This window comes from Azohydromonas lata (assembly GCF_034427735.1).
Lineage (GTDB): Bacteria > Pseudomonadota > Gammaproteobacteria > Burkholderiales > Burkholderiaceae_C > Azohydromonas > Azohydromonas lata.
The window spans coordinates 1-18,714 of the sequence record NZ_JAXOJX010000085.1 but is presented as its reverse complement, the minus strand read 5'-3'; the positions used below and the strand labels follow the sequence as shown (position 1 = coordinate 18,714).

The following is an 18,714-nucleotide window of genomic DNA, read 5'->3' as shown; positions in this document are numbered from 1 at the left end:
GGCACGTGGGTGAGTCCGTCCTCCCGGCATGCGCGTGCGTTGCGGGCTCTGCACTGGAGCCTCCATGAACGCCGTTCTCAAGCCCGCTCAAGACTACGTCATCGCTGACGCCTCCCTGGCCGACTGGGGCCGCAAGGAAATCCGCATCGCGGAAACCGAGATGCCCGGCCTGATGGCCATCCGCGAGGAGTTCGCCGCGCAGCAGCCGCTCAAGGGCGCGCGCATCACCGGCAGCCTGCACATGACCATCCAGACCGCCGTGCTGGTGGAGACGCTGCAGGCGCTGGGCGCCGAAGTGCGCTGGGCCTCGTGCAACATCTTCTCCACCCAGGACCACGCCGCCGCCGCGCTGGTGGCCACCGGCACCCCGGTGTTCGCCTACAAGGGCGAGACGCTCAAGGACTACTGGGACTACACGCACCGCATCTTCGAGTTCGGCGCCAAGGGCAGCGAGGGCGAAGGCCCCAACATGATCCTGGACGACGGCGGCGACGCCACGCTGCTCATGCACCTGGGCAAGCGCGCCGAGAAGGACGCCAGCCTCATCGCCAACCCGACCTCCGAGGAAGAGCGCGAGCTCTTCAGCGCCATCAAGGCCAAGCTGGCCGAGGACAGCACCTGGTACTCGCGCAAGTCCGCCCAAATCGTCGGCGTGACCGAGGAGACCACCACCGGCGTGCACCGCCTCAAGGAAATGAGCGCCAAGGGCACGCTGCTGTTCCGCGCCATCAACGTCAACGACTCCGTCACCAAGAGCAAGTTCGACAACCTCTACGGCTGCCGCGAGTCGCTGGTGGACGGCATCAAGCGCGCCACCGACGTGATGATCGCCGGCAAGGTGGCCGTGGTGTGCGGCTACGGCGACGTGGGCAAGGGCTCCGCCCAGGCCCTGCGCGCGCTCAGCGCCCAGGTGTGGGTGACCGAGATCGACCCCATCAACGCGCTGCAGGCCGCGATGGAAGGCTTCAAGGTCGTGACCATGGAGTGGGCCGCCGACAAGGGCGACATCTTCGTCACCACCACCGGCAACCGCGACGTCATCACCTTCGAGCACATGGCCGCCATGAAGGACCAGGCCATCGTCTGCAACATCGGCCACTTCGACAACGAGATCCAGGTCGCCAAGCTGGAGCAGCAGTGCAAGTGGGAGGAGATCAAGCCCCAGGTGGACCACGTGGTGTTCCCGGACGGCAAGCGCATCATCCTGCTGGCCAAGGGCCGCCTGGTGAACCTGGGCTGCGCCACCGGCCACCCCAGCTTCGTGATGAGCTCCTCCTTCGCCAACCAGACCATCGCCCAGATCGAGCTGTTCACGCACAGCGACGCCTACGACGTGGGCAAGGTGTACGTGCTGCCCAAGCACCTGGACGAGAAGGTGGCCCGGCTGCACCTGAAGAAGGTCGGCGCCATGCTCACCGAGCTGAGCGACGAGCAGGCCGCGTACATCGGCGTGCCCAAGCAGGGCCCGTACAAGCCCGACACCTACCGCTACTGACAGGGAAAGCGGCAAGCGCTGCGCCGGCCGCCTGCAAGGAAGGAAGTTGCCCATGCGAGTGGACCAGCTGCTGGTGCAGCGCGGCCTGGCGCCCAGCCGCTCGGCGGCGCAGCGCCTGATACAGCGCGGCGCCGTGCGCTGGCTCTCGCCCACGGGCTGGAGCGTGCCGAAAAAGGCGGGCGACGAGCTGCCCGCCGGCTGCGAGCTGCAGGTGGCCGACGACGCCGAGCTGCGCTGGGTGTCGCGCGGCGGCCTGAAGCTCGAAGGCGCGCTGAGCGCCACCGGGCTGGACCTCGCGGGCCGCACCGCGCTGGACGTGGGCCAGAGCACCGGCGGTTTCACGCACGTGCTGCTGGCGCAGGGCGTGCAGCGCGTGGTGGGCGTGGACGTGGGCCATGGCCAGCTGCACCCCAGCCTGCGCGACGATCCGCGCGTGCACGCCTTTGAAGGCCTCAACGCCCGCCAGTTGTTGCCGCAACAGTTGGGCCAGGCCATGCCGGCCGGCGGCTTTGGCTTCGTCACCGGTGACCTGTCCTTCATCTCGCTGACGCTGGTGCTGCCGGCCCTGGCGCCGCTGCTGGCGCCGCGGGGCGACCTGTTGATGCTTGTCAAACCGCAGTTCGAGCTGCAGCCGGCGGACATCGGCAAGGGCGGCCTCGTGAAGGACGCCGCCGCCTACGCCCGCGTGGAGCAGCGCCTGCGCGACGCTTGCGCCGAGTGCGCGCTGCACGTGCAGGGCTGGCTGGACAGCCCCGTGACCGGCGGCGACGGCAACCGTGAATTCTTCGTGTGGGCGCGGCCCGCACGCCAGGGAGACGACACATGACTCAAGCCATGGCGCGGGACTTCCCGCTCAGCCTGGAGTTCTTTCCGCCCAAGACGCCCGAGGGCGTGACCAAGCTCGCGGCCGCGCGCGAGCAGCTCTACGCGCTCAAGCCGGAGTTTTGCTCCGTGACCTATGGGGCCGGCGGCTCCACGCAAAGCGGCACGCTGCAGACGGTGCAGTCCATCCTGGCCGAGGGCCACGAGGGCGCGCCGCACTTCTCGTGCATAGGCGCCAGCCGCGACTCGATACGCGAGCAACTGGCCGTGTTCAAGGCCGCGGGCATTCGCCGCATCGTGGCGCTGCGCGGCGACCTGCCCAGCGGCTTCGGCGCGGGCGCCCTGGGCGAGTTCCGCTACGCCAGCGACCTGGTGCGCTTCATCCGCGAGGAGACGGGCTCGCACTTCACCATTGAAGTCGGCGCCTATCCCGAGATGCATCCGCAGGCGCGCTCGCCGCGGGCCGACCTGCTGGCCTTCGCCACCAAGGTCGAGGCCGGCGCCAGCTCGGCCATCACGCAGATGTTCTTCAACGCCGACGCCTACTTCCGCTTCGTGGACGATGCGCGCGCACTGAACGTCAACATTCCCATCGTGCCGGGCATCATGCCCATCACCAATGCGTCGGGCATCCTGCGCTTTGCCGACGCCTGCGGCACCGAGGTGCCGCGCTGGATGCGGCTGCGGCTGGAGTCCTTCGGCGACGACACGGCCTCCATCAAGGCATTCGGCCTGGACGTGATCACGGCGCTGTGCGAGAAGCTGCTGGCCCAGGGCGTGCCTGCGCTGCACTTCTACACCATGAACCAGTCCGCCGCGGTGCTGGAACTGTGCCGCCGCCTGGGCCGCTGAGCCGGCCAATTTGATTCAGATCAGCTTTCAGGGTTGGGCCTTGCGGACGTGGCGAGTCCGCAACAACCCTGATTGACATTGCTTCAGCTCAATTCACTGGCCAGGGCCGGCGCCTTTAATCCCCTTCTGCCACACGGCTTTAACCCCGTATCGAGGAGAAGAGGACATGAAAAAGCACCTGATCGCCATCGCCGCCCTGGCCGCCCTGGCCGCCCCCCTGGCCCAAGCCCAGGACACCGGTGATTGGATCGTGCGCGGCCGTGCGCTGCATCTGGATTCGCGCAACAAGGACACCACGGGCCTGGACCTGAGCATCAACAACAAGACCTTTCCCGAAGTTGACATCAGCTACTTCTTCACGCCCAACCTGGCTGCCGAGCTGGTCCTGACGTACCCGCAGAAGCACGACCTGCGCTCCAAGGGCACCAACATCGGCACCCTGAAGCACCTGCCGCCGACCCTGAGCCTGCAGTACCACGTGACCGGCCTGCAAGGCTTCCGTCCGTACGTGGGCGCCGGCATCAACTACACCCGCTTCTCCAACCTGGACCTGCCCGCCGGCGTGGACGTTGACAAGAACAGCTTCGGCTTCGCCTTCGGCGCTGGCGTGGACATCCCGCTGCAAGGCGGCTGGCTGCTCAACGTGGACGTGAAGAAGGCTCACATCCACGCCGACGTGTCGGCCGGTGGCAAGGACCTCGGCACGCTGAAGGTCGACCCGACCCTGTTCAGCGTCGGCGTGGGCTACCGCTTCTAAGCAGTCCCTGCTCCAAAGAGAACGGCGGCCCGCGGGCCGCCGTTTTTCATGGGTGCCAGGCCTGGATGCGTTTACCGTTGCCGGCGCATCCAGCACCAAACTTCAATCAGGTTGCTGCCAAGCCAAACCCTCTTCGTTGAGGATGGCGTCCAGCGGCACGTCGTGCGGCTCGCCCTTGAGCCACGGCACCCAGCCGTGCGTGTAGGCCAGGCCCACAGTGTAGGGGCGCGGCTGCAGCGCAGCGAGCGTGCGGTCGTAGAAGCCGCCGCCGTAGCCCAGCCGCAGCCCGCCCGGCCCATAACCCACGCAGGGCACCAGCAGCATCTCGGGCTGGAAGCTCTCGGTGTCCTTGGGCTTGGGGATGCCGAACGCATCCTCCTCCATGGGACAGCCGGGCCACCACACGTGAAAGCGCAGCTGCTTGGTTTCGCGGTCAATCACCGGCAGGCCGATGCGGCGGCCCGGCTCGGCCTCGCTCCAGCGGTAGAGCGCGGGCAGCGCGTCGAACTCGCCCTTGATGGGCCAGTACGCGCCGATGGCCGTTTCCTTGCGGGTGCACAGCCACACGCGCAGCACCTGCTGCAGGTATTGCGCGCGCTGCAGCCGGTCCACCAGCGACTGGCGCTCGGCTTGCAACTGGCGGCGCAGCAGGGTCTTGTCTCGCGAAAAGTCCAGCGGCAGGGACGAAGGTGTCGTCATGGCGGCAAGGGCAAAAGCGCAGTGAGGGAAAGGCCCCCATTGTGCCGGCAGCGCATTGCGCTGGACTTGTGCCCCGGCAAGCAGCCCCAGCATGGCCCGCCACGGGCCGCCGCCGGCACCCTCAGCCCGCAGCCAGCGGCGCGCCGCGTCCGCGCAAGGCGCGCTGCACGCGCGACAGCAGCGGCCGCAGCCACTGTGCGCTCCACGCGGCCACCGGCCCCGGCGCCAGCAGCAGCTCGAAGCGGCTGTCGCGCCAGCCCTCGGCCACGAACTCCACCCCAGCGGGCAACTCCAGCCGCTGGCCGGCGCGCAGCCACAAGTCCTCGCTGGCGCTGCGCGCGCCGGCGCTGGGCGTGACCCACAACTCGCCCTCCAGCACGCGCAGGAAACGGCGGTGGCGCGTGGCCGCCAGACGCCGCGCCTGCCGGCGCGACAGCGTCCACACCGGCGCGGCGGCGCCTTGCGAGCGTTGCGTTTCAGGCATCAAAATCTGCGTCTTCATGTGGGCCTCCTGGCGTCCGTCACAGCTCTACTATCGTGGCGATGCCCCCTGCCGGTCCAATGACTTCACAAGCCTTGATTGATGCGCCCTGATCATGAATAGAGTGCCCCACCGCCCGCTCTCCGTCGGCGCGCTGCGCAGCTTCGAGGCCGTGGCGCGGCTGCTGAGCTTTCGCGCCGCGGCGCAGGAGCTGCACCTCACGCAGTCGGCCGTGAGCCGCCAGATCCAGGCGCTGGAAGAGGAGGTGGGCGCACAGCTCTTCACGCGCGGCACGCGCCACGTGGAGCTCACCACCGCCGGCGCCACGCTGCAGCGCGCCGTGCTGCCCATGCTGGAGCGGCTGGACGCCACGGTGCGCCAGATCCGCCTGGCACGCGGGCGGCGCCAGGTGAGCATCTCCACCTTCGCGTCGCTGGCCTCGCTGTGGCTGCTGCCGCGGCTGGAAGCCTTCCAGCGCCAGCACCCCGACATCGACATCCGCGTCAGCGCCACCGACAACATGGCCGACCTCGACGACCCCGAGGTCGACCTCGTGCTGCGCTACACCCTGCCCAGCGCCGTGCCGCCGGACTCGCAGCGCCTCTTCGGCGAGCGGCTCACGCCCGTGGTCAACGCCGGCTACCTGGCCCAATCGCGCGCGGGCCTGGCGCCGCCGCTGGAGTCGCCCGCCGACCTGGCGCGGCACACCCTGCTGGAGGAGGACGACAACCGCCCCTCCGCCGAGTACCTGAGCTGGCGCCACTGGCTGCGCCAGCAGGGCGTGCCGCGGCTGGAGCCCGCGCGCTGGATCTACCTGAACTTCACTTACCAGCAGGTGCAGGCCGCGCTGGCCGGCCAGGGCGTGGCGCTGGCGCGGCTGGCGCTGGTGCACGAGTCGCTTGCCCGCGGCGAGCTGGTGGAGCCCTTCGGCGCGGCCGCGCGTGCGCACTCGCCCTATGCCTACTGGCTCATCACCGGGCGCGCCACGCGGCCGCGCCCGGAGCTGGCGCAACTGCAGCAGTGGCTGCTGGCGCAGGCCGCGGCCTCGTGCCTGGCGCTGGGCGAGGACGCCGCGCCGGCGGCCTGAGGCACTGCGCGCACCGGCCGCTTTTCACGCCAAGGCGATGTTTTCGAGCGGGAATTGAGCCTGCTATGCCGTGCACGGCGGCAGGGCATTTTTTGCACGCTTGGACCGGGCGCGCGCTGCGCTAGATTCAGCCGGTTCTCCTCCTGTCGCTCCTCCATGAACCGCCATTTCCGCCTGGCCGCGCTGTCGCTTGCGCTGCTGTCCGCCCTGCCCTGCGCCCTTCCCGCCGCCCATGCCCAAAGCGGCGACGACATCGTGGTGGAGGCCCGCGACGCGCTGCGCAAGCGCGACCGCATGAAGCTCGCCGCCGCGCGCAGCCTGGTCAACGCCGAACAGCACCCGCTGGCCTCCTGGGTCGAGTACTGGGAGCTCGGCAACCGCCTGGCGCAGGCCACGACCGATGAGGTCGAAGCCTTCTACGCACGCTGGAGCGGCACCTACGTCGAAGACCGGCTGCGCAACGACTGGCTGCTGGAGCTGGGCCGCCGCCGCGACTGGTCGGCCTTCAGCCGCGACTACCCGCGCTTTCGCATGAACGACGACCGCGAGGTCAGCTGCTACGCGCTGCTCTCCGACCATCTCGCCGGCAAGGACGTGCGCGAGGCCGCGCGCGAGGCCTGGTTCGCGCAGCGCGACCTGGACGACGGCTGCCACCTGCTGGCCTCCACGCTGGTTCGCGCCGGCGTGTTCAGCACCGACGAGATCTGGCAGAAGGTGCGCCTGGCCGCCGAGGGCAACCGGCCCAAGGCCGCGATGGCCGCCGCGGCGCTGCTGAACGTGCCGGGCCTGACCGCCAGCGTCAGCGACGCCTTCAGCCAGCCCCCGCGCTACCTGGCCCGCAAGGCCTCGGCCGGCGACCGCACCGGTGCCGAGCTCACCGCGCTGGCGCTGGCCCGCGCCGCCGCGTCCGACCCCGAAAGCGCCGCCACCCTGGCGCAGGACTGGCAAAACCGCCTGCCGCCGCAGCTCGCCGGCTGGGTGTGGGGCCAGGTGGGCCTGCAGGGCGCGCTGAAACTGCTGCCACAGGCCTCGGAGTGGTACCTGCGCGCCGGCGCCCTGGCCGTGGCGCCCGGCCCCAAGGTGGCGTGGAGCGAGGACATGCTGGCCTGGCAGGCGCGCGCCGCGCTGCGCGGCAGCCCACAGCGCTGGGCCCTGGTGCGCGACGCCGTGGACGCCATGCCCAGCGCACGCCAGCGCGAACCGGTGTGGGTGTACTGGAAGTCCCGCGCCGTACTGGCCGAAGCCGTGCGCGGCGCCGACGGCGACCCCGTGCGCCAGCAGGCGCAGCAGGCGCTGGCGGGCATCGCCACCGGCGTGGGCTACTACGGCAAGCTCGCCGCCGAGGAGCTGGGCCGCAAGCCCGCGCTGCCGCCCACCCCCCAGCCCCTGAGCAAGGCCGAGCGCGAGGCAGCCAACGCCAACCCGGGCCTGTCGCGCGCGCTGCAGCTCATAGACATCGGCCTGCGCAACGAGGGCGTGCGCGAGTGGAATTTCACGCTGCGCGGCATGGACGACCGCGCGCTGCTGGCCGCCGCGCAGCGCGCCTGCGAGCGCGAGGTGTGGGACCGCTGCATCAACACCAGCGAGAAGACCCGCGACGAGATCGACATGAACCAGCGCTTCCCCATGCCGCACCGCCAGGCGGTGCTGCGCGAGGCGCGCGCCATCGGCCTGGACCCGGCCTACGTCTACGGCCTCATACGGCAGGAGTCGCGCTTCATCACCGACGCGCGCTCGCACGTGGGCGCCTCGGGGCTGATGCAGGTCATGCCCGCCACCGCGCGCTGGACGGCCAAGAAGCTGGGCATTCCCTACTCCGGCGACCTCATCACCGACCGCGACACCAACCTCAAGATCGGCACGGGCTATCTGAAACTCGTGCTGGACAGCTTCGAGGGCCACCAGGCCCTGGCCGCCGCGGCCTACAACGCCGGCCCGGGCCGGCCGCGGCGCTGGAGCGAGGGCGGCACGCTGGAGGCCGCGGTGTGGGCCGAGAGCATCCCCTTCAACGAGACGCGCGACTACGTGCAGAAGGTGCTGTCCAACGCGGTGGACTACGCCGCGCTCATCGCCGGGCAGCCCATGAGCCTGAAGTCGCGCCTGGGCGCCACCATTGGGCCCGGTACGCGCGCGCCGGACGCTGAACTGCCGTAAGGCCGCGCCTGTCATTTGCCAGTGCAAGCAGTCCGTCACCTGGAGACCGTCATGAAGCGAGTTCTCATCCTGGGCGGCACCGGCTTCGTGGGCCGGGCCCTGTGTGCCCAACTGGCCGAGCGCCATCCCGACACCGAGGTCGTGGTGCCCACGCGCCACACCGGACAGCGCCGCGCCCTGCTGGCGCTGCCGGACGTGCAGATGGTGCAGGCCGACATCCACGACGAGGCGGCGCTGGCGCGGCTGCTGCAGGGCTGCGACGCGGCGGTGAGCCTGGTGGGCGTCCTGCACGGCGAGGAGGCGCGCTTTCGCCGCGTGCACGCCGAGCTGCCGCGCAAGCTCGTGCATGCCTGCCGCGTCGCGGGCGTGCGGCGCATCGTCCACGTCAGCGCCCTGGGCGCGGCGCCGGACGCGCCGTCGCGCTACCTGCGCTCCAAGGCTGCCGGCGAGGCCGCGCTGCTGACCTCGGGCCTGGACGTGACCCTCCTGCGCCCCTCGGTGATCTTCGGCGAGGAGGACCATTTCCTGAACCTGTTCGCCAAGCTGCAGGCCTGGGCCCCGGTGATGCCGCTGGCCGGCGCCCACGCCCGCTTCCAGCCCGTGTGGGTGCACGACGTGGCGCGGGCGCTGCTCAAGTGCCTGGAAGACCCGCACACCACCACAGGCCAGACCTACGAGCTGGCCGGCCCGCACGTGTACACGCTGGCCGAGCTGGTGCAGCTGGCCGGGCGCGCCTGCGGGCATGAGCGCCCCATCATCCCGCTGCCGGACGCCGTGGGCCGGCTGCAGGCCGGCTTCATGCAACTGCTGCCCGGCGAGCCGCTGATGTCCGGCGACAACCTGGACTCCATGAAGGTGGACAACGTCGCCAGCGGCCAGCTCCCGGGGCTGCAGGCATTGGGCATACAGCCCGCGGCCGTCTCGGCCATCGCGCCGGAGTACCTCTCGGCGCGACACGGCTGCCAGCGGCTGGACTTGCTGCGGGCTCGCGCGCGGCGCGGCTGACGCCGCCCCCGGGCCGCCGCCGGCCCTGAAAACAGCAAAGGCCGCTTCATGCGGCCTTTGCTGTTCCTGCGGGAGGCGTTTACTTCGCCTTCTTCACCGGCCGCTGCCACCCCGACAGCGACACCTGCCGGGCGCGCCCAACGGTGAGCTGGTCGGCCGGGGCGTCCTTGCTGATGGTGGAGCCGCCGCCAATGGTCGCGCGGTCGCCGATGGCGACCGGCGCCACCAGCACGCAGTTGGAGCCGATGCGCACGTCCTCGCCGATCACCGTGCGGTGCTTGTTGACGCCGTCGTAGTTGGCGGTGATGGAGCCCGCGCCGTAGTTGGTGCGCGCGCCCACCGTGGCGTCGCCCAGGTAGGCCAGGTGGTTGGCCTTGGCGCCGCGCGCCAGCGTGGAGTTCTTCACCTCCACGAAGTTGCCGATGTGCACCTCCTCCGCCAGTTGCGCACCCGGGCGCAGCCGCGCGAAGGGGCCGATCTGCGCCTGGCTGCCCACCTGCGCGCCGTCGATGTGGGTGAAGGCGGCGATCTGCACGCCCGCGTCTATGCGCGCGTTGCGGATGACGCAGTGCGGGCCGACGCGCACGCCGTCGCCCAACTGCACCTCGCCCTCGAACACGCAGCCCACGTCGATGTCCACGTCCTGGCCGCAGGAGAGCTGGCCGCGCAGGTCGAAGCGCGCCGGGTCCATCAGCCGCACGCCGGCTTCCATGAGCGCCTCGGCCTGCTGGCGCTGGAAGCGGCGCTCCAGGTCGGCCAGTTGCGCCGGGCTGTTGACGCCCAGCACCTCGGTCTCGCCCGCGGCGGGCGTGGCCACCACCGGCACGCCGTCGGCCACGGCCATGGCCACGATGTCGGTCAGGTAGTACTCGCCCTGGGCGTTGTCGTTGTTCAGTTGCGCCACCCAGCGCTGCAGCAGCGCCGTGGGCGCGGCCATCATGCCGGTGTAGACCTCGCGGATGCGGCGCTGGGCGTCGCTGGCGTCCTTGTGCTCGACGATGGCGCGCACCTGCTCGCCCTCGCGGACGATGCGGCCGTAGCCGCTGGCGTCGGCCAGCTCGATGGTCAGCAGCGCCAGGCGCTGGCCGCCGCAGGCCTCGATCAGCGCCTGCGCCGTCTGCGCGCGGATGAGCGGCACGTCGCCGTTGAGGATGAGCGTGGTCTGCTGCGCCACATCCAGCGCGGGCGACGCCTGCTGGATGGCATGCCCCGTGCCCAGTTGAGGCATCTGGCGGACGAACTGGAGGCCGGGTGCGGCCACGGCGGCTTCCACCGCTTCGGCGCCGTGGCCCGTGATGACCACCGTGCGCCGTGAATCCAGCGCCTCCACGGTGGACAGCACATGCTGCAGCAGGCTGCGGCCGGCGAGCTTGTGCAGCACTTTGGGCAGCGCTGACTTCATGCGGGTGCCTTTGCCCGCGGCCATGATGACGACGTTGGATGCCATGAAAACTGAGTCCTTGCGAGGTTGGCGGATTATCGCGGCGGCCCTGCTGCTGCTGGCGCTCGGCGGTTGCGGCGCCATGCGGCTGGTCTACAAGCAGGCCGATGAGCTGCTGTACTGGTGGGCCGACGGCTACGCCGACTTCACCGACGAGCAGGCCCCGCGCGTGCGCGCGGCCATCGCCCAGTGGTTCGACTGGCACCGCCACACGCAACTGCCCGTCTACGCCGCGCGGCTGGCGCAACTGCAGCCACAAACCGCGGCCGACACCACGCCCGCGGCGGTGTGCGCCCTGCGCGACGAAGGCGAGCACTGGGCCGAGGCCGCCTTCACGCACGGCCTGCCCACCGTGGCCGCGCTGGCCGTGACGCTGCAGGCCGACCAGCTCAAGAACATCCAGAAGCGCTTCGACAAGGTCAACCGCGACTACCGCTCGGACTTCGTGAAGCCGGACGCCGCCGCGCAGCGCCAGGCGCTGCACAAGCGCACGGTGGAGCGGGCGGAAAAGCTCTACGGGCGGCTGGAGCGCGCGCAGCGCGAGCGCATCGCCCAACTGGAGGCCGACACGCCCTTCGACGGCGAGCGCTCCCTGCAGTTGCGCGTGGCGCGCCAGCAGGAGGTGCTGCGCACCCTGCGCGGCCTGCAGGGCGTCACGCCCGCGCAGGCGCAGGACGCCCTGCGCGCCCTGGCGCAGCGCCTGCAGGCGCCCCCGCAGGACGATTTAAACCGCTACCAGGCCGCGCTGGAGCAGTTCAACTGCGGCCTGGCCGCCGAGATCCACAACCTCACCACGCCGGAACAGCGCCGCACCGCACGCGAGCGGCTGCAGGGGTGGGAGATGGATTTCAGGGCGCTGGCGGCGCCGGCCAAGGGGTGAGCGTGCGCCGCAAGCCGGCAAGCCGCGCCCACGACCTCGTCATCCCCGCGCAGGCGGCGACCCAGGCGGTCCCCTATCGCAACGTGAGCTGCGAGGCAGGACCTGCTGCCTGTAAGCCCCACAACGCTGCTGCCGGGCCTTCAGGGCGCCTTGGCCGATTCCGCCTCCAGCGGCACGTTCACGCGCCGCGGCGAGGGGTTGCCCTGCGGAAAGTCGGCCAGCGCGGCGCGGAACATGGCCTCGTACAGCGCCGGGCTGCCGGCGAGCGCGCCGTCGCTGCGCGCGTGGCCCTCGTACAGCACCGCGCCGCCGTTGCGATCGCGTATGAGCACGCTCACCTCGCGCTCGTACCAGGGCGTGCTGAAGGACGGCCCCCACCACGGCGGCCCCCACGGGTTGCCCCAGAAGCCCGGATAGCGCCGACCCGGCACCGTCCACGCCGGCCCCCACGGGCCGCCCCACGGACCCCAGGCGTAGTCCAGCCGCTCGAAGCGCATGTTGCGCAGGTTGACCTGCACGCTCACGGCGGCCTGCGCCGCGTCGGCCGCGGGCGTGAAGGCGGCCTGCGCCAGCGCGGGCCGCGCCGCGTCTTCGAGCTGCTGCTGCAGCGTCAGCTCGGCCTGCTGCGAAGGCAGCCGCTCGAACACGTAGTGGCCCCCGGGCGTGCGCCCGGCGGGCCAGGCGCCATAGCCCACCACGTCGGACGACACCTGGTTGAGCGAGGCACAGCCGCTGACCGCGACGGCGGCGGCCAGCGCAAGCGGCAGGCGGTGGAACTTCATGACGGGGCTCCCGTGACGGGTAGGTTCGGCAAGCGCCATGCCCCGCCAGGCGAGGCCGGCGCCCGCGCCGGGGTTCAGCGGTCGAGCTGCAGCTGCACCACGTTCTGCACCGGCGGCTCGTCTTCGTGGTCAAAGGCCTTGTCGCCTTCCGGATCGGCCAGGCCCGTGGCCTTGAGACCCGTGAAGTCGTAGAGCCGCTTGTCCATCATGTGCGACGGGACGATGTTGCCCATGGCGGTGAACATGTTGTCGATGCGGCCGGGGAAGCGCTTGTCCCAGTCGCGCAGCATCTGCTTGATCTGCACGCGCTGCAGGTTCTCCTGGCTGCCGCACAGGGTGCAGGGAATGATGGGGTACTGCCGGTGCGCGGCCCAGCGCTCGATGTCGGTCTCGGCCGCGTAGGCCAGCGGGCGGATGACGATGTTCTTCCCGTCGTCGCTCACGAGCTTCGGCGGCATGCCCTTCATGCGGCTGCCGAAGAACATGTTCATGAACAGCGTCTGCAGCATGTCGTCGCGGTGGTGGCCCAGCGCGATCTTGGTGGCGCCCAGCTCGCCCGCGACGCGGTAGAGGATGCCGCGGCGCAGCCGCGAGCACAGGCTGCACATCGTCTTGCCCTCGGGGATGTGCTTCTTGACGATGCTGTAGGTGTCCTGGTTCTCGATGTGGAACGGGATGCCCAGGCCCTTGAGGTACTCCGGCAGCACGTGCTCGGGGAAACCGGGCTGCTTCTGGTCCAGGTTCACGGCCACCAGCTCGAACTTGATGGGCGCGCGCTGGCGCAGGTTCATCAGGATGTCCAGCAGCGTGAAGCTGTCCTTGCCGCCGGACAGGCAGACCATGACGCGGTCGCCCTCCTCGATCATGTTGAAGTCGGCAATGGCCTGGCCGACCTGGCGGTGCAACCGCTTGCTGAGCTTGTTGATCTCGAAGGCGGCCTTCTTCTCGGCGCGGCGCGCCTCCTCGTCGGCGTCGGCGGGGGCCTGGGCCAGGGTCTGCGCCGACAGTTCGGCGTCTTGCCCGTTCAGGGCGGTGGCGGGGATGCTGCTCATGGTGGTGCTCAGGAGGCCTGGGACTCGTCGTTCTTGACCGCGAAGACTTCAACGCCCACGGCCTCGCAGTCGGGATACACGTCGGGCTTTTCGGTGGACACGCGCGCGGCCATGACGCGCGGGTGGGCCAGCATGAGGGCCAGCACGTCGTCGCACAGCGTTTCCTGCAGGTGGATGTGGCCGCGCGAGACGCGCTCGGCGATGGTGCGGCGGATGAAGTCGTAGTCCACCACCTCGGCCAGCTCGTCGGCCTTGGGCGTGGACAGTGCCAGCGGGATGTAGAGCTCCACGTTGATCAGCACCCGCTGCTCGCCCTTCTTCTCGAAGTCGTGCACGCCGATGTTGATCCAGACCTCGTAGTTGCGCAGGAACAGCCTGCGGCAGGACATGAGGCTGGGATGGGAGAGCAGGCTTTGCATGACTTCAATCGGTGTTCGTGGGCGCGAGGAAAAGCACGTCGCGCGCCTGGCGTGCCAGGTGTTGGCCGCCATCCACCAGCAGCGTGGTGCCGGTGATGGCCGGCGATTCGAGGACGAAGCGCACGGCGTGCGCGATGTCCTCGGCGGTGGAGGAGCGGCCCAGGGGCGTCATCGCATGCGCGGCCTGGAACTGCCGCTCGTCCATGGGCCCGGAGGGCAGCGTGACGCCGGGCGCCACGCCCGCCACGCGCACCCGCGGCGCCAGCGCCATGGCCAGCAGCGTGGTGGCGCTCTCCAAAGCCGCCTTGGACAGGGTGTAGGACAAGTGGTCCGGATTCGGGTTCCACAGCTTCTGGTCCAGCAGGTTCACCACGCAGCCGCGCGCGCCCTCGCGCGTGGCCAGGTGGGCGTGCAGCGCCTGCGCCAACAGCACGGGCGCAGCGGTGTTGGCCTTCCATTGCCGCTCCATGGCGGCATGGGAAAAGGTCTCCACCGTGTCGTGCTCGAACAGCGAGGCGTTGTTGACCACCGCGTCCAGCCGGCTGAAGGCCCGCACCGCCGCCGGGACGAGGGCGCGCGTGGCGGCCTCGTCACACAGGTCGGCGTTGAGGATCTCGCAGCGCGCGCCCAGGGCGCGTACGGCCTCGGCGGTGTCGTGCGCTTCGCCCTGCGAGCCGCGGCAGTGCAGCGCCACGTCCCAGCCGTGGGCGGCCAGCTCCAGGGCGATGCTGCGCCCTATGCGGCGGGCGCTGCCGGTAACCAGCACGGCGGGTCGCTCGACCATGATTCCTACAATCCCAACATGCGAAAAGACGAACCCGCCAGTGTATCGGCCGAGCTGGCCCACCGATTGCGCCAGGACATCGCCGCCGAAGGCGGATGGTGGCCTTTTGACCGCTTCATGGCCGCCGCGCTGTACACGCCGCACCTGGGCTACTACGCCCACGGCGGCGTGAAGTTCGGCGCCCTCCCCGAAGGCGGCAGCGACTTCATCACCGCGCCGGAGCTCAGCCCGCTCTTCGGCCGCACGGTGGCCGTGCAGGTGGCGCAGGTGCTGGACGAGGCGGGCCTGGACGAGGTCGTCGAGTTCGGCGCCGGCACCGGCGCGCTGGCGCAGCAGCTCCTGGAGGCCCTGGGCGAGCGCTGCCGCCGCTACACCATCGTGGAGCTGTCGGCCTCGCTGCGGCAGCGCCAGCAGCAGCGGCTGGCCGCCTTGGGCGATCGCGTGCGCTGGGTGGACGCGCTGCCGGACGTGATCGAAGGCGTGGCCGTGGGCAACGAGGTGCTGGACGCCATGCCCGTGCAGTTGCTGCACTGGGACGGCGCACAGTGGCTGGAGCGCGGCGTGGCCGTGGACGAGTGGCGCTTCACGTTCGCCGACCGGCCCACAGACCTGCGCCCGCCCGTGGACGGGCCCTTCCTGCCCGGCACGGTGACGGAAATCCATCCGCAGGCCCGCGCCTTCATCACTACGCTGGCCGAGCGGCTGCAGCGCGGCGCGGCCTTCTTCATCGACTACGGCTTTCCGGAAGCCGAGTACTACCACGTGCAGCGCCACGGCGGCACGCTGATGTGCCACCGCGCCCACCAGGCCGACACCGACCCGCTGTCGGACGTGGGCCTGAAGGACATCACCGCCCACGTGGACTTCACCGGCATCGCCCTGGCCGGCCAGGACGCCGGGCTGGACGTGCTGGGCTACACCTCGCAGGCGCACTTCCTCATGAACTGCGGGCTGGCGCAGCGCCTGGCCGATGCCGGCGTGCGCGAGCGCGCCCTGGGGCAGAAGCTGATGCAGGAGCACGAGATGGGCGAGCTGTTCAAGGTCATCGCCTTCGGCCGCGGGCTGCCTGAAGGGTTCGATCCCGTCGGCTTCACCCGGGGCGACCGCAGCCACCGGCTGTGAGCGGCACCGTCAGGACCGCATGCGCTGGCTGATCGTCTTCCTGCTGGCCTCGCTGGTCTTCAGCGGCCTCAACAGCTGGTTGCGCAAGATCGGCTTGGGCCGCCTGCCCGGGGATTTCACCTTCCGCTGGCGCGGCCGCGAGTTCCACGTGCCGCTGGCCAGCAGCCTGGTGCTGAGCTTGCTGATGGGACTGATCGGGTTGCTGATCTGAGGACGCCCCGGCGCCCGCCTCAGGGCCCGCAAAGCCTGTTCAAAGGCCGAAGGGCTCGCCGCCGTCCTCGTCCTGGCCGGCCCAGCCGGCCAGCCCGGCCTCTATCGCCGCCACCCGCGCCTGCTGCACCGCCTCGCCTATGGCCGGCCCCTTGAGGCCGCGCGCCACGGCCTGCGCCGACGCGGCGTGGGCGTCCATGCCGCGCGCCCAGCCCAGCACGGCCCGCAGGCGGCGGCGCTGCGGGTAGTCCACGTCCTCGCGCCCGGCACGGCCACGCGCGTCGCACTCGCAGGCCAGCAGCAACTGTTCAAAGCGCTCCGGGCGTCGCAGCGCGTCGCAGCGCTCCAGCAGCCGCAGCAGCGCCTTGGCATTGAAATCGCCGCTGCGGTGCACGTTGCCGTGCTCGCGCGCCACGACCTCCGCCAGATGTGCGCAGTCGTTGGGCACTTTCAAGCGCTCGCAGACGTCCTGCAGCAGCTTCACGCTGCGCATCTCGTGCCCCAGGTGGCGCGGCAGGATCTCGGCCGGCGTGGTGCCCTTGCCCAGATCGTGGCCCAGGCAGGCAAAGCGCACGGGCAGCGGCGCGTGCAGCCGCGCGGCGCAGTCCAGCACCAGCAGCAGGTGCACGCCGGTGTCCACCTCGGGGTGGTGCGCTTCCGGCTGCGGCACGCCCCACAGGCGGTCCACCTCCGGCAGCAGCACGGCCAGCGCGCCGCAGTCGCGCAGCACCTCCAGCATGCGGCTGGGCCGCGGCTCCATCAGCCCGCGCGCGAGCTCCTGCCACACGCGCTCGGGCACCAGGTGATCCAGCTCGCCCTCGGCCACCATGCGGCGCATCAGCTCCAGCGTCTCACCGGCCAGGCTGAACTCGGTGAAGCGGGCCGCGAAGCGCGCCACGCGCAGCACGCGCACGGGGTCTTCCACGAAGGCCGGGCTGACGTGGCGCAGCACGCGCTCGCGCAGGTCGCGCTCGCCGCCCCAGGGGTCCACCAGCGTGCCGTCCTCGCGCAGCGCCATGGCGTTGATGGTCAGGTCGCGGCGGCGCAGGTCGTCTTCCAGCGTCACGTCCGGCGCGGCGTACACCGCGAAACCACGGTAACCCCGCCCGCTCTTGCGCTCGGTGCGCGCCAGCGCGTGCTCCTCGCCTGTTTCCGGATGCAAAAAGACCGGGAAGTCCGCGCCGACGTTGCGGTAGCCCGCATCCACCATTTGTTGCGGCGTGGCGCCGACCACCACCCAGTCCGTGTCGCTGTGCGGCAGGCCCAGCAGGCGGTCGCGCACGGCGCCGCCGACGATGAAACGTTGCATGCGACGCAGTCTACGCAGCGCCCCTGGACGCACCTAAAACCGGCGCCGGCATTGCGCCCGCGCATAGAAGATTTGCAACCAAGCATCAACGTCTTGTGACACCCGGCCTTGGAGCACGGGGTGCCACGGGACTCGCGGAGATCGGTAAATACCCGAACGCGCGACGGCTGGCCCCATTCCGGCAAGCCGGCACACCGTCGACGCCCCCTCCATGCGCCGCCGCGGCTCCCTGCCGCCGGCGCCTTATTCCAGAAGTGCCGCCCTTCAGGAGAGATGGCATGAGATCGAAGTCTTGGGTCCTGGCCGCGGCCTTGTCGGCCGCCGCCGTTGTTTTTGCCCCCGCGGTGTTTGCCGTCACGGGAGCGGGCAGCGGGCTGGGCTCCACCACAGCCACGACCGTTGCCGCCAACACGCCGGCCGCCGTGCAGGTGCTGGTGCCTCGCGAAGCCGGGATGGACCCCGGCGCCGTGCGCCCGGTGGCCAACACCTCGCCGGCCACGGTCGCCAAGCCGGGCGAGCCGGACCCGTCGCAAGGCCCCTTCCCCACGTCCGAAACCCTGCTGCTGCTGGCCGGGTTGCTGGCCGTGGGCATCATCGTCCGGCGCCGGCAATAGCCGCCGGTGCGCTTGCGGCACGACACGACGGGCCCCACACGGGGCCCGCCGGCTTTTTGGGGGCTGGCCTACGCCGGCAGCCCGGATGCGCCTGCCCCGGCCTGCCGCTCCATGACTTCGGCGGCCAGGCACAGGTCGTCCCAGGCGCGGGCCTTGTCCACCGGGTTGCGCAGCAGGTAGGCCGGGTGGTAGGTCACCACCAGCGGGATGCCCTGGTAGCTGTGTACCTGGCCACGCAGCTTGCCTATGGGCAGCGTGCTGCGCAGCAGCGACTGCACCGCGAAGCGTCCCATGGCCAGGATCACCTTGGGCTGCACCAGGGCGAGCTGGCGCTGCAGGTAAGGCTCGCACTGCGCCAGCTCCTGCGGCGCCGGGTTGCGGTTGCGCGGCGGACGGCATTTCAGCGTGTTGGCGATGAACACCTGGCGCTGCGGCTCGGCCGGCTCGCGCGTGAGGCCCAGGGCCTGCAGCATCGCGTCCAGCAGCTCGCCGGAGGGGCCGACGAAGGGTTTGCCCTGTAAATCCTCCTGCTCGCCCGGGGCTTCGCCCACGATCATCCAGTGCGCGCGCTCGTTGCCCATGCCGAAGACGGTGTTGCGGCGGCTGTTGCACAGCTCGCAGGCACGGCAGCTCTCGACCGCGGCGCGCAGCGCGGGCCAGTCCATGCCGGCAATGCCGCGGTCGTCGCCAAAGGCCAGGCCCGGGGCCACGTCCAGCGGCCCGTCCACGCGCAGCGCGGGCGCGGGGGC

The 18,714-nt window shown here is 70.8% G+C and carries 20 protein-coding genes; 11 read left to right on the top strand and 9 right to left on the bottom strand.

The features are described from left to right. Nucleotides 1-64: 64 nt before the first annotated feature. From ahcY to SM757_RS30165, 4 genes are all read left to right on the top strand, one after another. The gene (ahcY, locus tag SM757_RS30180; RefSeq protein WP_322468173.1) at nt 65-1,495 is read left to right on the top strand and encodes an adenosylhomocysteinase; all 1,431 of its coding nucleotides are present in this window, start codon (nt 65-67) and stop codon (nt 1,493-1,495) included. A gap of 52 nt (nt 1,496-1,547) precedes the next feature. Beyond that, on the top strand, nt 1,548-2,321 hold the full coding sequence (locus tag SM757_RS30175) for a TlyA family RNA methyltransferase (protein WP_322468172.1): 774 nt from the start codon (nt 1,548-1,550) through the stop codon (nt 2,319-2,321). Continuing rightward, nucleotides 2,318-3,169: a methylenetetrahydrofolate reductase [NAD(P)H] gene (metF, locus tag SM757_RS30170; protein WP_322468171.1), complete on the top strand. Its 852-nt coding sequence runs from the start codon at nt 2,318-2,320 to the stop codon at nt 3,167-3,169. Before SM757_RS30175 ends, metF begins: the two co-directional genes overlap by 4 nt. Nucleotides 3,170-3,335: 166 nt before the next feature. Next, nucleotides 3,336-3,926, top strand: a complete 591-nt coding sequence (locus tag SM757_RS30165) for an OmpW/AlkL family protein (RefSeq protein ID WP_322468170.1) — start codon at nt 3,336-3,338, stop codon at nt 3,924-3,926. A 102-nt stretch (nt 3,927-4,028) separates the two neighbouring features. Here the strand turns inward: SM757_RS30165 and SM757_RS30160 are convergent, their stop codons facing one another. Then, complete coding sequence (locus SM757_RS30160) at nt 4,029-4,625, bottom strand: 5-formyltetrahydrofolate cyclo-ligase (protein WP_066330894.1); 597 nt, start codon at nt 4,623-4,625, stop codon at nt 4,029-4,031. Between the two features lie 121 nt (nt 4,626-4,746). Then, nucleotides 4,747-5,127, bottom strand: coding sequence for a DUF2917 domain-containing protein (locus tag SM757_RS30155; RefSeq protein ID WP_322468169.1), 381 nt, complete (start codon nt 5,125-5,127; stop codon nt 4,747-4,749). Nucleotides 5,128-5,221: 94 nt separating this feature from the next. On the opposite strand from SM757_RS30155, the gene SM757_RS30150 reads away from it, so the two are divergent. From SM757_RS30150 to SM757_RS30140, 3 genes are all read left to right on the top strand, one after another. Beyond that, nucleotides 5,222-6,193, top strand: a complete 972-nt coding sequence (locus SM757_RS30150; protein WP_066330890.1) for a LysR substrate-binding domain-containing protein — start codon at nt 5,222-5,224, stop codon at nt 6,191-6,193. 156 nt (nt 6,194-6,349) lie between these two features. Next, entirely contained in the window at nt 6,350-8,347 is a 1,998-nt protein-coding gene (locus SM757_RS30145; RefSeq protein ID WP_322468168.1) for a lytic transglycosylase domain-containing protein, read from the top strand. A 51-nt stretch (nt 8,348-8,398) separates the two neighbouring features. After that, the gene (locus SM757_RS30140; RefSeq protein ID WP_322468167.1) at nt 8,399-9,352 is read left to right on the top strand and encodes a complex I NDUFA9 subunit family protein; all 954 of its coding nucleotides are present in this window, start codon (nt 8,399-8,401) and stop codon (nt 9,350-9,352) included. A gap of 79 nt (nt 9,353-9,431) precedes the next feature. Here the strand turns inward: SM757_RS30140 and glmU are convergent, their stop codons facing one another. After that, complete coding sequence (glmU, locus tag SM757_RS30135; protein WP_322468166.1) at nt 9,432-10,799, bottom strand: bifunctional UDP-N-acetylglucosamine diphosphorylase/glucosamine-1-phosphate N-acetyltransferase GlmU; 1,368 nt, start codon at nt 10,797-10,799, stop codon at nt 9,432-9,434. On the opposite strand from glmU, the gene SM757_RS30130 reads away from it, so the two are divergent. Then, nucleotides 10,798-11,673 (top strand): DUF6279 family lipoprotein, encoded by an 876-nt coding sequence (locus SM757_RS30130; RefSeq protein ID WP_322468165.1) that lies wholly within the window; start codon nt 10,798-10,800, stop codon nt 11,671-11,673. The genes glmU and SM757_RS30130 overlap by 2 nt on opposite strands. Nucleotides 11,674-11,813: 140 nt before the next feature. Here SM757_RS30130 and SM757_RS30125 read toward each other — a convergent pair whose 3' ends face one another. The 4 genes from SM757_RS30125 to SM757_RS30110 all read right to left on the bottom strand — a co-directional run bounded on the left by SM757_RS30125 (nt 11,814) and on the right by SM757_RS30110 (nt 14,710). After that, nucleotides 11,814-12,455: a DUF4136 domain-containing protein gene (locus SM757_RS30125; RefSeq protein WP_322468164.1), complete on the bottom strand. Its 642-nt coding sequence runs from the start codon at nt 12,453-12,455 to the stop codon at nt 11,814-11,816. A 74-nt stretch (nt 12,456-12,529) separates the two neighbouring features. Next, nucleotides 12,530-13,507, bottom strand: a complete 978-nt coding sequence (ttcA, locus tag SM757_RS30120) for a tRNA 2-thiocytidine(32) synthetase TtcA (protein ID WP_322468163.1) — start codon at nt 13,505-13,507, stop codon at nt 12,530-12,532. An 8-nt stretch (nt 13,508-13,515) separates the two neighbouring features. Beyond that, the gene (locus SM757_RS30115; RefSeq protein ID WP_066330876.1) at nt 13,516-13,926 is read right to left on the bottom strand and encodes a dihydroneopterin aldolase; all 411 of its coding nucleotides are present in this window, start codon (nt 13,924-13,926) and stop codon (nt 13,516-13,518) included. A gap of 4 nt (nt 13,927-13,930) precedes the next feature. Then, a complete protein-coding gene (locus SM757_RS30110) occupies nt 13,931-14,710 on the bottom strand; it encodes an SDR family oxidoreductase (protein ID WP_322468162.1) in 780 nt (259 codons plus the stop codon). An 18-nt stretch (nt 14,711-14,728) separates the two neighbouring features. Here SM757_RS30110 and SM757_RS30105 point away from each other — a divergent pair, with 18 nt between their 5' ends. Next, nucleotides 14,729-15,832 carry a class I SAM-dependent methyltransferase gene (locus SM757_RS30105; protein ID WP_322468161.1) on the top strand — a complete coding sequence of 368 codons (1,104 nt, stop codon included), beginning with the start codon at nt 14,729-14,731 and terminating at the stop codon, nt 15,830-15,832. A gap of 19 nt (nt 15,833-15,851) precedes the next feature. After that, the gene (locus tag SM757_RS30100; RefSeq protein ID WP_066330870.1) at nt 15,852-16,043 is read left to right on the top strand and encodes a DUF2905 domain-containing protein; all 192 of its coding nucleotides are present in this window, start codon (nt 15,852-15,854) and stop codon (nt 16,041-16,043) included. Nucleotides 16,044-16,082: 39 nt separating this feature from the next. Here the strand turns inward: SM757_RS30100 and SM757_RS30095 are convergent, their stop codons facing one another. After that, nucleotides 16,083-17,351 carry a multifunctional CCA addition/repair protein gene (locus SM757_RS30095; protein ID WP_322468160.1) on the bottom strand — a complete coding sequence of 423 codons (1,269 nt, stop codon included), beginning with the start codon at nt 17,349-17,351 and terminating at the stop codon, nt 16,083-16,085. 278 nt (nt 17,352-17,629) lie between these two features. On the opposite strand from SM757_RS30095, the gene SM757_RS30090 reads away from it, so the two are divergent. After that, nucleotides 17,630-17,965 (top strand): hypothetical protein, encoded by a 336-nt coding sequence (locus tag SM757_RS30090; protein ID WP_157118691.1) that lies wholly within the window; start codon nt 17,630-17,632, stop codon nt 17,963-17,965. Between the two features lie 68 nt (nt 17,966-18,033). Here the strand turns inward: SM757_RS30090 and SM757_RS30085 are convergent. Further along, nucleotides 18,034-18,714: uracil-DNA glycosylase (locus tag SM757_RS30085; protein ID WP_322468159.1), on the bottom strand; the 681-nt coding region annotated here is incomplete at its 5' end.